The organism is Streptomyces celluloflavus (assembly GCA_000720995.1).
Classification (GTDB): domain Bacteria; phylum Actinomycetota; class Actinomycetes; order Streptomycetales; family Streptomycetaceae; genus Streptomyces; species Streptomyces celluloflavus.
Genome location: JOEL01000008.1, coordinates 182616 through 196846 on the forward strand (window position 1 = coordinate 182616; position 14231 = coordinate 196846).

The 14231-nt window shown below is 68.7% G+C and carries 13 protein-coding genes and 1 pseudogene; 10 read left to right on the forward strand and 4 right to left on the reverse strand.

The genetic code is table 11. From position 1 onward, the window contains the following. Positions 1–176: 176 nt before the first annotated feature. A complete protein-coding gene (locus IH09_RS10110; RefSeq protein WP_052855784.1) occupies positions 177–1262 on the forward strand; it encodes a mechanosensitive ion channel domain-containing protein in 1086 nt (361 codons plus the stop codon). A 113-nt stretch (positions 1263–1375) separates the two neighbouring features. On the opposite strand, the gene IH09_RS10115 is transcribed toward IH09_RS10110, so the two are convergent. Continuing rightward, a complete protein-coding gene (locus IH09_RS10115; protein WP_190233248.1) occupies positions 1376–2536 on the reverse strand; it encodes a DUF4190 domain-containing protein in 1161 nt (386 codons plus the stop codon). Positions 2537–2686: 150 nt separating this feature from the next. Between IH09_RS10115 and IH09_RS36880 the strand changes: the two genes are divergently transcribed. Next, positions 2687–2890: a transposase gene (locus IH09_RS36880; protein WP_205379927.1), complete on the forward strand. Its 204-nt coding sequence runs from the start codon at positions 2687–2689 to the stop codon at positions 2888–2890. Positions 2891–3083: 193 nt separating this feature from the next. Continuing rightward, positions 3084–3746: an SMI1/KNR4 family protein gene (locus IH09_RS10120; protein ID WP_052855786.1), complete on the forward strand. Its 663-nt coding sequence runs from the start codon at positions 3084–3086 to the stop codon at positions 3744–3746. A 1147-nt stretch (positions 3747–4893) separates the two neighbouring features. On the opposite strand, the pseudogene IH09_RS10125 reads toward IH09_RS10120, so the two are convergent. From IH09_RS10125 to IH09_RS10135, 3 genes and pseudogenes are all read right to left on the reverse strand, one after another. Beyond that, positions 4894–5379 (reverse strand): annotated as a pseudogene (locus IH09_RS10125) (transposase); the annotation flags it as partial. Between the two features lie 141 nt (positions 5380–5520). After that, positions 5521–5751: a DUF397 domain-containing protein gene (locus tag IH09_RS10130; protein WP_052855787.1), complete on the reverse strand. Its 231-nt coding sequence runs from the start codon at positions 5749–5751 to the stop codon at positions 5521–5523. After that, positions 5748–6632: a helix-turn-helix domain-containing protein gene (locus tag IH09_RS10135; protein WP_052855788.1), complete on the reverse strand. Its 885-nt coding sequence runs from the start codon at positions 6630–6632 to the stop codon at positions 5748–5750. Before IH09_RS10135 ends, IH09_RS10130 begins: the two co-directional genes overlap by 4 nt. 157 nt (positions 6633–6789) lie before the next feature. Between IH09_RS10135 and IH09_RS10140 the strand changes: the two genes are divergently transcribed. The 7 genes from IH09_RS10140 (at position 6790) to IH09_RS10170 (ending at position 14200) form a co-directional block, all read left to right on the forward strand. Then, a complete protein-coding gene (locus tag IH09_RS10140) occupies positions 6790–7218 on the forward strand; it encodes an ATP-binding protein (RefSeq protein ID WP_052855789.1) in 429 nt (142 codons plus the stop codon). Positions 7219–7300: 82 nt separating this feature from the next. Beyond that, positions 7301–8509 carry an ROK family transcriptional regulator gene (locus IH09_RS10145; protein ID WP_052855790.1) on the forward strand — a complete coding sequence of 403 codons (1209 nt, stop codon included), beginning with the start codon at positions 7301–7303 and terminating at the stop codon, positions 8507–8509. Positions 8510–8715: 206 nt separating this feature from the next. Then, positions 8716–10056 carry an ABC transporter substrate-binding protein gene (locus IH09_RS10150; RefSeq protein ID WP_052855791.1) on the forward strand — a complete coding sequence of 447 codons (1341 nt, stop codon included), beginning with the start codon at positions 8716–8718 and terminating at the stop codon, positions 10054–10056. An 11-nt stretch (positions 10057–10067) separates the two neighbouring features. Further along, positions 10068–11021 carry a carbohydrate ABC transporter permease gene (locus IH09_RS10155; RefSeq protein ID WP_052855792.1) on the forward strand — a complete coding sequence of 318 codons (954 nt, stop codon included), beginning with the start codon at positions 10068–10070 and terminating at the stop codon, positions 11019–11021. A gap of 6 nt (positions 11022–11027) precedes the next feature. After that, positions 11028–11930 carry a carbohydrate ABC transporter permease gene (locus IH09_RS10160; protein WP_052855793.1) on the forward strand — a complete coding sequence of 301 codons (903 nt, stop codon included), beginning with the start codon at positions 11028–11030 and terminating at the stop codon, positions 11928–11930. 45 nt (positions 11931–11975) lie between these two features. Next, positions 11976–13229: a family 4 glycosyl hydrolase gene (locus IH09_RS10165; RefSeq protein ID WP_052855814.1), complete on the forward strand. Its 1254-nt coding sequence runs from the start codon at positions 11976–11978 to the stop codon at positions 13227–13229. Continuing rightward, complete coding sequence (locus IH09_RS10170) at positions 13220–14200, forward strand: N-acetylglucosamine kinase (RefSeq protein ID WP_052855794.1); 981 nt, start codon at positions 13220–13222, stop codon at positions 14198–14200. Before IH09_RS10165 ends, IH09_RS10170 begins: the two co-directional genes overlap by 10 nt. The last annotated feature ends 31 nt before the right edge of the window (positions 14201–14231 follow it).

Here is a 14231-nt window from a genome sequence, read left to right on the forward strand (position 1 = left end):
TCCACCACATCCCGGTACGCCCGTCGGCCCCCGGCTCATTCCGGCCGTTCGGGGACCATCCCCCTCGAACAGGGGCGCGGACCGGTCTCGTTGCCCCGTTAGTGTGGTGGGCCTGCCCGGTCCCGGGGGGCGTCCCGCCACGGCCCGGGGCTGTTGTCCTCACGGAAGGTTCCGCTGTGCACTGGTCCGCTTCGCCGGCCGCACTCGCGCCACTGAGCGCCGCGTCCACCGGCTCCACCGGCCCGTCCTCACTCGACGAGGCCACGGAGAAGGCCACCAACGCCGCGGGCTGGGTGGAGGAGAACTGGGGGACGTGGCTCACGTCCGCCCTGCAAATCGTGCTGATCATCGTGATCGCGGTGGTCCTGCGCCATGTGATACGCCGCACCATCACCAAGCTCATCGAGCGGATGAACCGCACCGCCTCCGCCGCCCAGGGCACCGCACTGGGCGGTTTCCTGGTCAACGCCGAGCGGCGCCGCCAGCGCTCCGAGGCCATCGGTTCGGTGCTGCGCAGCGTCGCATCCTTCGTGATCATGGGGACCGCCGCACTGACGGCGCTCTCCGTCCTCAAGATCGACCTCGCGCCGCTGCTCGCCAGCGCCGGTGTGGCCGGCGTCGCCATCGGTTTCGGCGCCCGCAACCTGGTGACGGACTTCCTCTCCGGCGTCTTCATGATCCTTGAGGACCAGTACGGCGTCGGTGACGAGATCGACGCGGGCGTGGCCACCGGCACGGTCGTCGAGGTCGGCCTGCGGGTCACCAAGCTGCGCGGCCCCAACGGCGCCATCTGGTACATCCGCAACGGCGAGGTCAAGCGGATCGGCAACCTCAGCCAGGGCTGGTCGACGGCCAACGTCGACGTGCAGATAGCCGCCGACCAGGACCTGGACCGCGCCCGCGACCTCATCACGGCGGCCGGCGAGACCATGGCCAAGGCCGAGCCCTGGAACGAGGAGCTGTGGGAGCCGGTGGAGGTGCTCGGCCTGAGCGAGGTGCACCTCGACACGGTCACCATCAGCGTCTCGGCGAAGACCATGCCCGGCAAGGCCCCCGGCGTGGAACGCGAGCTGCGCTGGCGCATCAAGCGCGCCCTGGACACCGGCGGCATCCACCTCGCCCCGCGCACCGCCGCCGAGGAGACCCCCGCGACGGCCCCGGACCCGGCCGCCACCATGGCCGCCCCCTCCGCGCTCGCCAGCCCCACCTCCCCGCAGTCCCTGGCCACGAACCCGATCCCGCCGCCGAACCTGGGGAAGTAGCCACCCGCCACGCGAAGACGCCGCCCCCGGCTCGGGATCCCGAGCCGGGGGCGGCGTCTTCGTACACCGTCACACGCCCGACGCACCGGAACTCGCGCGTCAGGCCGTGCGCGTCAGAACTTGTGGGTGAAGTGAATCGTCTCCGGGAGGTCCGCGCCGACGTCCAGGTTGACGTAGGTGGGGGCCTTCTCGGTGGAGAAACCGAAGGTCATGGACGCCTTCTGGCCGGGGGCCAGGGAGCCCCCGTGGAAGGCGCCGACCCGGCCGGTCACGTCGGTGATGTCGGCCGTCTCACCGCCGTCGCTGAGCGCCCTGATCATCGCCAGGCTCAAGTCGACGGTCTTGCCGCCCTTGTTGGTGAACTCGAACTTGACCTTGTAATTGAACTTGCCGGTACCGGAGGCGTACTCGCCAGGGGTGTACGCCTGCGGAACCGCCGGAGTGACCTCCAGACCGTTCGCCGCCCTGACGGTGTCCTTGCCGAGGAGGGCGGCCGCGCCACCGTCCTTGCCCTTCTCCTTGGGCCGGGCCTGCTCCTCGGTCCGGTCCCCGGACTCGTCCCGCTCGTGATCGTGGACACCCGCGCCGTGGCGGGCCCGCGCGTCCTTGTCGTACTCCCGCACCACGTCGCGCATCGCATTGAAGACCACGAAATTCATCAGCACCGTCAGGACGATGCCGACGACGCCGGTGACGAGCCCCGCGATCGACAGCCCCTTGCCGACGCCGATGCGCCGGGCCTTCGACAGGCCGACGAAGCCGCAGACGACCCCCGCGATGGCCACACACACGGAGATGAGGTTGACGAACGGGATGAAACTGCCGAGAAGCCCGGCGCAGCCGCAGACCAGCGCGGCCGTCGCGGCGTGATTGGCCGGCGCCGCGGACGGATACGGCAGGGTCCCGGCGGGCGGCGGCCACTGCTGCGCCCCACCCTGCGGCCACGGCTGCGCCCAGTCCTCCGGCCGCAGCGGCGGTCCGGACGGCGGAGCGAACGGGTTGGCCTGCTGCGCGGCGGGATCGCGCTGCGGAGCCGCTGGACCGGGCTGCTCGTGGGCAGCGGGGCCGGGCTGCTCGGCGGCGGGAGCGTCCTGCTGAGTGACGGGGCCGGGCTGCTGCGCGGCGGGGCCGGCCTGCTCGTGGACAGCGGGACCGGATTGCTCGACAGCGGGCGCGTCCTGCTGGCCGGCGGGGCCGGGCTGCTCGACGGCGGGAACGTCCCGCTGCGCGGCGGGGTCGGCCTGCCGGCCGGCAGGGTCGTGCTCGGGATCCATGGCGCCTTCCGACGTGGTGACGGGCAACGTGAGGCAGGGGAAGCCCCACTCCGCGACGATCATCCCATTTAAGGAGGGATTAAAGACACTCCGCGTGACGTCCGGGTCAGCGCTCCGCCCTGGCCTGGATCGCGCCGATGAACGACGCCCATGCCGCCACGAAGCGCGGGAACGCTGGCCTCCGCCTTCCACGCCAAGGCCACCACCGCCACCATCCGCGCGCACCTGATCCACGTTCCTGCCCGCCTGGCCCGCTCAGCCCGACGCCTGAGGCTGCATCTGCCCGAACACTGGTCTTGGCACGACGCGTTCACCGAACTGTTCACGGCCACCCACGCACCCCCAACAGCGTGACCGACCTGTCCGTCCGCCCGCGAGGGCCCGACCGGAACCCACGTGGAAATGCTGGGCAGACCAGCAGGTACCCCACGCCCTCCGACCAACTACCGCCCCAAGAACACAGAAACGAGCACGTCAGAACCACACCGGTGGATCGAGGCTTAGCGTGAGGGCACCGCGTGATGCGGGCGAGGCGAAGGAGAACCCGATGAGCACGAGCGAACAGGCCCAAGTCGAAGCCGCATGGGGACGGATCGAAGTGTGGCTTGAGGAGAATGCCCCGGCATCGGCTGCACTGCTGCGCCCACCCGCGAGTGACGCGGACATCGATGCCGTAGAGGAGACGATCGGGGTGATGTTCCCGCCCGCGTTGCGGGCGTGGTACAGGCTGCACGACGGCACAGATGACCCTGAAGGCGGGAAGAGCTGGTGGCCCGCCGGGTTTTTGCCGGGGAATCAGGGCTGGTATCCGCTGAAGACCCTGCAAGACGTCTATACCGTGCAGACTCGCGACCAGGAGCGTGAACCGGGTCGTCTTCCGGTCTCCTGTGTTGTGGGCGACATGTGGCACGGCCTCTACATCGATGCCCGCCAGGATGAACCGTCTTACGGCAATCTCGGCCGGTGGGTGGTAGACCGTGAACCAGAACTCATCCCGGAGTCCACTGTGGGATGGCCTCTCCATGCGTGGCTGGCCGGGATCGCCGATGCCCTTGAGCAGGGCCGCTGTCTCATCGAGCCGGGAGGGCGGCATGATGAGGACACCTGGCCAGCGCTGACCGTCTGCGGGGGGCTGATATGGGTAGCCCCTGGCGAGGAGCCCCATTCCCCGCAGGGGCGGGTCCTTCTTGGAGGTGGGCCCCTCCCGTAGGACACACGAAGCGGTCCGGCAAGAGAACCGCTCTTGCCGGGCCGCTTCGTGTGTCCTACGGCTTGGGGACGGTGCAGGTCACTGTTGCCTTGCTGGCGTCGCAGTGCCCGAACTCGGGGAAGTCCACCCAGTAGGGGTCTTTATCCAGAAGCCGGTACTTACCGGAAAACCCTGAGCTGAACGCGCCGCCCATCGAGGTGAAGTTGATCCACCCGGACATGGCCGAACGGCCGCAGACCTCGCTCCAGGTGGGGCCCGCCAGACGCTCGTCGTCGTACAGGTGCCACTCGCCCTGGGTGGCGCGGGTGGCGTAGGTCTGCACGCACTCGTCACCCGAGGCGACCGGGTTCATGCCACCGATGATTCCGCCGGGCATACCGCCAGAGTTGTAGCTGGAGGCGTAGGCGAACTCGTCGCACGACATCTTGTCGCTGGCGCTGATCTCCGGAACGGTCGTGGTACGCGGGTTTCCGTACTTGCCTGCCCAGCTCGTTCCATCGCTGTTCTTCGGGCAGATGACGTCCCGGTTCTTGTTCGGATCACGGCCGGGCGCGTTCTTGTCCGCCGCCGGCAAGAAGAACATGGGCTTGTTGGCGGCCTTGCTTCCGGGGTGGTTGGGCAGCTTGGACTGGATCAACCACGCGTGCGCTACAGCCGGGGGCGTCTTCTTGAAGTTCATCACCCAGGTGGGGATGTACTTGTAGAACGCGCATCCCGGCGTGGTGGAGGAGATGGTGTCGCAGCGGATCTGCGCGCCGTCGGCCTGCCAGCGGGTCGCGGCCGGCTTCGCGACCGGCGAGTAGGCGGTGATCTTCGTGGACAGATCAAGGAGGTCGGTGTTGTCCGTCGGGGTCCACGTGTGTCCGATCTTCCCGATCGCGGTGTGGGAGAACGGGTCTGCGCCGGTCCACTCCAGGGCGCCATCCCAGGACTGAGGGCCGTTGGAGCAGTCGTCGGCCATGAGGCAGTCGAACTCGACGTCCAGCGTCACGGAGACGAACTTCGGGTCGACTTCCAGCGGCACGAGGATGAGCTGCTGCGTGAATGTCCCGGACGTTCCGGAAAGTTTCACTTCCTGGCCGACGGCCCATGAGGCGTTCAGGACCTCCCCGGTAGGCTTGCCGTCCTTCACGACGATGCCTTGGTACTCGTACGTGGGCGAGCCGTGTCGGTTGGCGCCGGCGGAGATGATCCCGAGCGGCACGCCGCAGGCATCGGAGGCGACCGAGCGTTTCAGTCCCTGCTTGCTCCGGTCGACCGGTGAGCGGCCGGCCTTCTCGCCGCCGGACGGGGCCTTGGCGATGCAGCCGTCCACCGAGATCTCGCTCAGCCCGAGGCCGATCATCCGGTCGTACGCCTTGAGTGCCAGAGCGTGCACCTCCGATATCCCCAGCGCGGACCACTCTTTGACACGCCGCCTGATCGTTCGGTCGGAGCATCCGACAGTGGAGATCCGCTCGTATCTGGAGCCGTGGACCAGCGCGAGCACCACGTGCTCGAACACCGTCCGGTCAGCCACCCGGCGGCGGTGACAGCCCAGCGAATGGGTCGACGCATACCCTTCACGCACCGGCAGCAGGGCCGCGAATTGGTCCCACAAGGGTTCCAGAAGGCATGCTGGGACAGCAGGCACGAACCCTCCAATGATCACTGAGCGTCAAGCACTCCATGATCACCCAGGCTCGTGCCTGCTCTGCATCCCGGGCACTGCCCTGCCAGCCGCTTCACCATTTGCCGGTCGGTCTAAGACGAACGAGCCGGTACGGCGACCAGATCAAACGTCCAGATCCGCCTTCAACGAGCCGATGAACGACGCCCACGCCGACACCGGAAAGAACAGAGCCGCGGCATCCGGCCGCTTGCTGTCCCGTACGGGAACCCGGCCGGGAATGCCGGGGCAGCCGTCGGCCACCTCGACGCACTCTCCTTGGCCCCCGCTGTACGAGCTCTTGCGCCATATCGCGCCCGTAAGGTCCGACGATGACGCGCGGCAGTCCCGATTCATGGCCTGTGCTCCTTGGCGATGCGTTTGATCCGGGCCACTGACTCCGCAGGTGAGAGGGCCGACGTGCGTGCGTTGTCGAAGAGTTCGCGGTAGTGCCCGACCTCAGGATCCCGCTCCATCCAGATGTGACCGGTGGGGTTCTCCGTGAGCACGACGTCCATAGCCGACACCTGCGGAAAGCTCAGCAGCAAGTACGGTCCGAACATACCTCCGTGCGCTCCCCGCGAGAACGGAAGGATCTGGACCGTCACGTTCGGCAACTCGGACATGGCGACCAGATGATCGAGCTGGGCGCGCATCGCCTCCGGTCCGCCCACCTGTTGGTGCAGTACGCCTTCCGTCATGACCGCCCAGACCGTCAGCGGTTCGGCGGCGGTCAGACGCTCCTGCCTGGCCACCCGTACTTCGACGAACTGCTCGATCTCGTCCGGGGTCTGCCAAGCCTTCGATGCCACGGTCACCGCGCGTACGTAGGCGGGGGTTTGCAGCAAACCGGGTACGAGCTGGCACTGGAAGGTCCGGATGCTGTCGGACACGGCTTCCAGGGCGATGTAGTCCCGGTACGTATCGGCGAGGACCGGTCCGTACTGGTTCCACCAGCCCTCCTTGCGGCGGCGGTTCGCCGAGCGGGCGAGTTTGCCCAGGCGTTCCAGGACCTTGTCGTCGGTGACCTCGTAGGTGTGCAGCAAAGCCATCAGGTCCGGGAGACGGACAGGTACGCGACCGTTCTCGATGCGGCTGATCTTCGCCTTGGTGCAGTCCAGCGCCTCCGCCACGACGGCCGTCGAGAGACCGGCGGCCTCCCTGAAGCGTCGAAGCTCGTCGCCGAGTTGGCGACCGAGCACCGTGGACGGCTGAACTGTTGAGCCTCGCTCCGGCATACAACCTCCTCTGGAAGGTGGCCAGTTTGCCGACAGGCACATACTCCGCGCAACACAACTTCACCCGTTCGTGTCATCAAGTAACGTTGCTCGAAGGGTCGAGGTGGGGGCATCCTTCTGCACATCGGATCCCACACCCTTCCCACAGGGGGTCACCATGCCCGCAGAAGCCCAACTCCCCGCCATCACCCACCGCTTCCCTCGCCATCGGCGCAGCGCCGGGCGCGCTCGGCAGGCGTTCAGGGAGCAGGCGGCGCGATGGAGCCTCGACCCCGACCTGACGGACACCGCGGAGCTGCTGCTCGGCGAACTGGCTGCGAACGCGGTGCTGGCCGCCACCGGGCCCGGCAGGCAGATCGAGGTGCGGTTCGGGCTGGCGGAGGACGTGCTGACGCTGGAGGTGGCGGATGCCGGGGACGGGGAACCCGTGGTGCGCGATCCGGCGGTATGGGATGAGCACGGGCGCGGGATGGTGCTCGTGGCGGCACTGGCCGAGGAATGGGGCGTGCGCCCGCGGTGCGGCGTGGGGAAGAGTGTGTGGGTCGCGCTCAAAGTCACCCCGCTGAACCCATTGACGGAGCGCTGACGCGCAACCTACCTTCCTGTTCATCGATTGGAAGGTTTCCTAACAGATGGTCGGGGGCGGCTGTCGAAGGACGGGGGCAGTCATGGCAGGTGGGCACGGTGCGCAGGCGACACCCGGAACGCCGCGGGTGTTGCGGGCGATGAACGACCGGGCCGCGCTCGATCTGCTCGTCTCGCAGGGGCCGTTGACCCGTACCCAGATCGGGGAGCTGACCGGGCTGTCGAAGCCGACCGCCTCGCAGTTGCTGGCCCGGCTGGAGGCCGCGGGGCTGGTGCGCAGCACCGGGAACGTGACCGGGCGGCCGGGGCCCAACGCGCAGTTGTACGAGGTCAATCCGGTCGCCGCGCATGTCGCCGCGCTCGCGGTGACGCCGGTGGGGATCACCGCGGCCGTCGCCGACATCACCGGGCAGGTGCTCGGGGAGGACCGGGTCGACACGGGCGCCGCCACCGCGGAGGCGATCGCCGAGGACGTACCGAACCGGACCGCGCAGCTGGTGGCGCAGGCCGTGGACGGGGCGCTGACCAAGGCCGGGCTGCGGCGCGAGCAGCTGCACCGGGCGGTGATCGGCACGCCCGGCGCGCTGGACCCGCAGACCGGTGAGCTGCGGTATGCGCCGCATCTGCCGGGCTGGCGCTCGCGGGCGCTGCGGGCGGAGCTGGCCGAAGCGCTCGGCACACCGATCGTGATCGAGAATGATGTGAATCTGGCGGCCGTCGCCGAGCAGCATGATGGCGCCGCACAGGATTTTGATGACTTCGTGCTGGTGTGGGCCGATGAGGGGGTCGGCGCCGCCATCGTGCTCGGCGGGCAGCTGCTCCGCGGGGCGACCGGCGGCGCGGGCGAGATCGGCTATATGCCGCTGCCCGGCGCCCCGTTGGCCCGGGACGGCGAGCGCAGTGCCGCACGGCCGGACGCCGGCGGCGGCTTCCAGCGGCTCGTCGGGTCACCGAGCGTGGTGGAGCTGGCGCGGGAGTACGGCGCGCCGGAGGTCCGTACGGTCGACGAGGCGCTGCGTGACGACGACGTACGCGCCGAGGTGGCGCGCCGGCTCGCGACCGGACTGGCCGCCGTGGTCGCGGTCGTCGACCCGCGGCTGGTCGTGCTCTCCGGCGAGGTCGCCCAGGCCGGCGGCGAACCGCTCCGGGCGCTGGTCGAGCAGGAGCTCACCGGGCTCGCACTGCCCCGGCCGGAGCTGCGCCTCAGCCATATCGGCGGAAATCCGATTCTCATCGGCGCGCTGCGCACGGCGCTGGCCGAGACCCGCGATGCCGTCTTCGACACGGCCTGAGCGGCACACCGGCCCGGCACCCGGCGCGTTCCGCGCCGCCCCGCTCACCGCGAGCGCTTACCGCCCCGTCCACCGCATTCCGTCAGAGCCGTTCGCCGCTCTTCCCGTTGCCGAATCCCCCGCACATTCCCCGTCACCCATCCCCAGCCGTTCCGTTTTTCCCGTTCAGCATTCCCCAACTCCCCCTGCCGTAAAGGAAGTTCGCCATGTCGCTCCCGCGCATGCGCATCTGCCTGTCAGTGGCGCTGGCCGGCGCCGGACTGCTCATTTCGGGCTGCGCCAATCCGAGCGTCGGCAGTGACCGCGACGATCCCACCCAACCGGTCACGATCAAGTTCTGGCACGGCTGGTCCGATCCGGGCGAGGTGAAGGCCGTCAACGACAGCATCGCCCGGTTCGAGAAACTTCACCCCAACATCAAAGTGAAGGCCATCGGAAACGTCACCGACGAAACGGTGAACCAGGCGCTGCGGGCCGGCGGGGACGACGCGCCCGACGTGGTGTCGTCATTCACCACCAACAACGTCGGGCAGTTCTGCTCGTCGGGGATGTGGGCGGACCTCGATCCGTTCATGAAGAAAACCGGGGTGGCGAAGGAGAAGGTCTTCCCGAAGACCCTGCTCGACTACACCCGGTACCAGGGCACGCAGTGCGCACTGCCGCTGCTCGCCGACTCCTACGGGCTGTATTACAACAAGGACGCCTTCCGGAAAGCCGGTATCGAACGGCCGCCGCACACCATGTCCGAGCTGAAGCACGACGCCGAGAAACTCACCAGGCGCACCGCCAAAGGCTCGTACGAACAGCTGGGCTTCATGCCCAACTTCCGGCTCTACCAGAACAGTCCGGACCGGCTGTTCGCACAGTGGGGGCCGACCTACTTCGACAAGAACGGCAAGGCACAGCTCGCCAAGGATCCGGTCACCAAACAGTTCTTCACCACCGCACTCGGCCTCATCAACGCACAGGGCGGCTATGCGGCGATGGAGAAGTTCCGGACGACCTTCGGTGACGAGATGTCCACGCAGAACGCCTTTCTGACCCAGAAGGTGGCCATGCACATGGACGGCGAATGGCGCGGACTGATGCTCCGCAAGGACAAGGCGAAATTCGACTGGGACACCGCGCCGATGCCGGTGCCGGACGACCAGGAGGACACCTACGGCCGCGGCTATCTCACCGGTACGGTCGCGGGGATCTCGCACAGCAGCAAGCACCAGAACGCGGCCTGGGAACTGGTGAAATTCCTGACCGTCGACACGGATCAGGTGGTGCGGTTCGCCAACGCCATCCACAACATCCCGTCCACCAACGCGGCGCTCAAATCCCCGAAACTGGACGCCGATCCGACCTTCCGCACCTTCCTCGACATCGCGGCGAACCGGCACAGCACCGCACTGCCGCCGTCCAACAACGGCGGCCAGTACGTCACATCGCTGCAGGACTTCTCGTACAACGTCGAATCCGGCAAGGTCCCCGACCTCGACAAGGGGCTGCGGGAACTCGACGCCCAGATCGACGCCGACAACCTTCAGTCCGAGAACTGACGGAGAACCCCATGGCAACCACCACCATCGCGCCCGCCCTGCGACGCAAGCACCGCCGCGCGCGACTGCGCACCCTGGGATTCCTCTCCCCCTGGCTGATCGGCTTCTCGGTCTTCTTCGGCTATCCGCTGATCGCCACCGTCTATTTCTCGTTCATGCACTACAACCAGATCCAGGAGCCCTCCTTCGTGGGGCTGCGGAACTGGAAATACGTACTGACGCAGATGCCGCTGTTCGGGCCCGCCCTGTGGAACACCCTGTGGCTGGTCGTGGTGATGGTCGCGCTGCGGGTCGTGTTCGGGCTGGGCATCGGCCTGCTCATCACGAAGATCAAGTCGGGGGCCGGCTTCTTCCGTACGGCCTTCTACCTGCCGTATCTGGCGCCCCCGGTGGCCGCGACCGTCGCGTTCGTCTTCCTGCTCAACCCCGGCACCGGCCCCGTCAACGAGATCCTCGGCGCGATCGGCATCGACGGGCCGTCCTGGTTCAACGACCCGAACTGGGCCAAACCCTCACTGGTCATGCTGTCCCTGTGGGGCATCGGCGACCTCATGGTGATCTTCATGGCGGCGCTGCTCGACGTACCGAAGGAGCAGTACGAGGCCGCCGAACTCGACGGAGCCGGCGCCTGGGGCAAGTTCCGCTACGTCACCTGGCCCTCGATCACCCCGATCGTGCTGTTCGCGGTGGTCACCGGCGTCGTCCAGACCATGCAGTACTACACCCAGGCCCTGGTCGCCGGAAAGCTGGCGTCCGGCGTCACCATCGGCCCCGGCTCGGTGATCCAGCCCGGCTACCCGGACCACTCCACCCTCACCGTCCCGCAGCTCGTCTACTCCATCGGCTTCCAGAACTTCAACACCGGCGCGGCGTGCGTGCTCTCCCTCGTGCTCTTCGTCATCGCCATGGCCGTCACCACCCTGCTGATGCGCAAGCGCGCCGGCCTGCTCCCGGCGGAGGACTGATCCGACATGACCACCACCACGCTGACCGCGCGCCGCACCCCGGCCCGTACGGGCACCACCGGCGACCCGGCGGCCCGCGCCCGCCGCAAGCGGCTGCTGCACTGGATCGCCGTGCACTCCCTCGCCCTCGCCGCGGCGCTCTTCTTCGTCCTGCCGTTCGTGTTCGTCTTCCTGACCTCCGTCATGAACGACGACCAGGCGATGAGCGGCGAACTGTGGCCGCACGAATGGAACTGGTCCAACTACGTCACGGTCTTCAAGACCCCCGGATTCCTGGACTGGTGGAAGAACTCACTGCTCTACGCGGGCCTGGGCACCCTGTTCACCGTCTGCTCGGCGATCCCGGTCTCCTACGCCCTCGCCAGATTCCGCTTCCGCGGCCGCCGCACCGCCATGCTCCTGGTCATCTCCACGATGATGCTGCCGCCGCAGGTCATCGTCATCCCGATGTACCTGGTCTGGGCACAGCAGCTGCACCTGTCCGGCTCGCTGTGGCCGCTGATCATCCCGATGGCGTTCGGCGACGCGTACTCGATCTTCCTGCTGCGGCAGTTCATGCTGACCATCCCGCAGGAGTACATCGAATCGTCCAAGGTCGACGGCTGCGGCGAGGTCCGTACCCTGCTGAAGGTCATCATCCCGATGGCCAAACCGGGCATCGCCGCCATCGCCCTCTTCCAGTTCTTCTACTGCTGGAACGACTACTTCGGCCCGCAGATCTACGCCGCGCAGAACCCCGCCGCCTGGACCCTCTCCTACGGCCTGGAGTCCTTCAAGAGCGCGCACAGCGTCAACTGGAACCTCACCATGGCAGCGACGCTGCTGGTCATGGCCCCCGTCATCATCGTTTTCTTCTTCGCACAGAAAGCCTTCGTCGAAGGCGTCACACTCACCGGAGTGAAGGGCTGATTTCCCATGCCGCAGTCTGACGGGGCACGCACCCCGCACCACCGCATCAAGCTCGCCGTCGTCGGCGGAGGCTCCACCTACACCCCCGAACTCATCGACGGCTTCGCCCGGTTGCGGGACGTCCTGCCCCTCGAAGAACTCGTCCTCATCGACCCGGCGGGCGACCGCCTGGAACTGATCGGGCAGCTCGCCCGGCGGATCTTCGCCAAGCAGGGCCACCCCGGCAAGATCTCCTGGACCAATGACCTGGACGCCGGTGTCGACGGCGCCGACGCGGTGCTGCTGCAACTGCGCATCGGTGGCCAGGCCGCCCGCAACCAGGACGAGACCTGGCCCCTGGAGTGCGGCTGCGTCGGCCAGGAGACCACCGGCGCCGGCGGCCTCGCCAAGGCCCTGCGCACCGTCCCGGTCGTCCTCGACATCGCCGAGCGGGTACGCCGCCGTAACCCCGACGCCTGGATCGTCGACTTCACCAACCCGGTCGGCATCGTCACCCGGGCACTGCTCACCCATGGCCACAAGGCCGTCGGGCTCTGCAACGTCGCGATCGGCTTCCAGCGGAAGTTCGCCGCACTGCTCGGCGTGACCCCGGAGGAGGTGCAGCTGGAGCACGTCGGCCTCAACCACCTCACCTGGGAGCGGGCCGTCCGGGTCGGCGGCGAGGACGTCCTGCCCCGGCTGCTCGCCGAGCACGGTGACGCGGTCGCCGACGACCTGCGCATGCCGCGCTCGCTCGTCGACCGCCTCGGCGTCGTCCCCTCCTACTACCTGCGCTACTACTACCGGCACGACGAGGTCGTACGGGAACAGCGCAGCAAGCCGTCCCGGGCCGCGGAGGTCGCGGCCATCGAGCAGGAACTGCTCGGCCTGTACGGCGACCCGAAGCTGGACACCAAGCCGGAGCTGCTGAACAAGCGCGGCGGCGCCTACTACTCCGAGGCCGCGGTGGCGCTGACGTCCTCCCTGCTGCGCGACACCGGCGACGTCCAGGTGGTCAACGCCCTCAACAACGGCACACTGCCGTTCCTGCCGGACGATGCCGTGATCGAGGTGCCCGCGACGGTGGGCGCCGCGGGTGCCGTACCGGTTCCCGTACGGCCCCTGGAGCCGCTGTTCGCGGGCCTGGTGGCAGGCGTCACGGCGTATGAACAGCTGGCGCTGGAGGCGGCGTTGAAGGGCAGCCGGGACCGCGTCTTCGAGGCGCTGCTCGCCCACCCCCTCATCGGCCAGATCGACTACGCGGACCGGCTCACGGACGAGCTGATCGCGCACAACCGGGAGCACCTCACGTGGGCCTGACCGGCACGGCGCTCGCCATCGACGCGGGCAACAGCAAGACGGACGTGGCCCTGGTGGACACGGACGGCACGGTGCTCGGCACGGCCCGCGGCGGCGGCTTCCAGCCGCCGGTGGTGGGCGCCGGGCGGGCGGTGGACGTACTGGCACCACTGGTGGCGTCGGTGCTGGCACAGGCCGGGACCGACGGCCCCGTCGACCAGGTCTCGGCGTATCTCGCCAACGCCGATCTGCCTGTCGAGGAGGCGGGCCTGACCGAGGAGATCACCCGCCGGGGCTGGGCGCGGACGGTCACCGTCGGCAACGACACCTTCGCGCTGCTGCGGGCCGGACTGCCGGACGGCGGCGAGCCGTTGGGCGTCGCCGTGGTGTGCGGGGCGGGCATCAACGCGGCGGGGCTCGGGCACGGCGGGGCCACCGCCCGCTTCCCGGCGATCGGCCGGATCTCCGGCGACTGGGGCGGCGGTGCGTTCCTCGCCGACGAGGCACTGTGGTTCGCGGCGCGGGCCGAGGACGGCCGGGGCGAACCGAGCGACCTGGCACACGCGCTGCCCGCGCACTTCGGGCTGACGACCATGCCGGAACTGATCGCGGCACTGCATCTGCGGGACATCCCCGAACAGCGGCGGCACGAGCTGACACCGGTGCTCTTCGACGTCGCGACGGCCGGCGACGACGTGGCCCGCGCGATCATCGCCCGCCAGGCCGAGGAGGTCGTCCTGCTGGCCGCGGTCGCCCTGGAACGCCTGGACCTGCTCAGCGAACCCACCCCGGTGATACTCGGCGGCGGCGTCCTCGCCGCCAAGCACCCGCTGCTGCACGACGGGGTGACCCGGCTCCTGGCCGAACGCGCACCCAAGGCGGTACCCCAGGTGGTCACGGCCCCGCCGGTACTGGGCGCGGCCCTGCACGCCCTCGACCGCGCGGGAGCGACGGCGGAGGCTTACGGGCGGCTTCGGGGGAGTTGGGGGTAGGTACGGGGATGGGGGGCGGGGTGGGGAAGGG

Excerpts from the sequence above, each read along its gene's own strand:
- IH09_RS10115 (WP_190233248.1), bottom strand. The coding sequence starts at position 2,536 with ATGGATCCCGAGCACGACCCTGCCGGCCGGCAGGCCGACCCCGCCGCG.
- IH09_RS36880 (WP_205379927.1), top strand. The coding sequence starts at position 2,687 with ATGCCGCCACGAAGCGCGGGAACGCTGGCCTCCGCCTTCCACGCCAAG.
- IH09_RS10120 (WP_052855786.1), top strand. The coding sequence starts at position 3,084 with ATGAGCACGAGCGAACAGGCCCAAGTCGAAGCCGCATGGGGACGGATC.
- IH09_RS10130 (WP_052855787.1), bottom strand. The coding sequence starts at position 5,751 with ATGAATCGGGACTGCCGCGCGTCATCGTCGGACCTTACGGGCGCGATA.
- IH09_RS10135 (WP_052855788.1), bottom strand. The coding sequence starts at position 6,632 with ATGCCGGAGCGAGGCTCAACAGTTCAGCCGTCCACGGTGCTCGGTCGC.
- IH09_RS10140 (WP_052855789.1), top strand. The coding sequence starts at position 6,790 with ATGCCCGCAGAAGCCCAACTCCCCGCCATCACCCACCGCTTCCCTCGC.
- IH09_RS10145 (WP_052855790.1), top strand. The coding sequence starts at position 7,301 with ATGGCAGGTGGGCACGGTGCGCAGGCGACACCCGGAACGCCGCGGGTG.
- IH09_RS10150 (WP_052855791.1), top strand. The coding sequence starts at position 8,716 with ATGTCGCTCCCGCGCATGCGCATCTGCCTGTCAGTGGCGCTGGCCGGC.
- IH09_RS10155 (WP_052855792.1), top strand. The coding sequence starts at position 10,068 with ATGGCAACCACCACCATCGCGCCCGCCCTGCGACGCAAGCACCGCCGC.
- IH09_RS10160 (WP_052855793.1), top strand. The coding sequence starts at position 11,028 with ATGACCACCACCACGCTGACCGCGCGCCGCACCCCGGCCCGTACGGGC.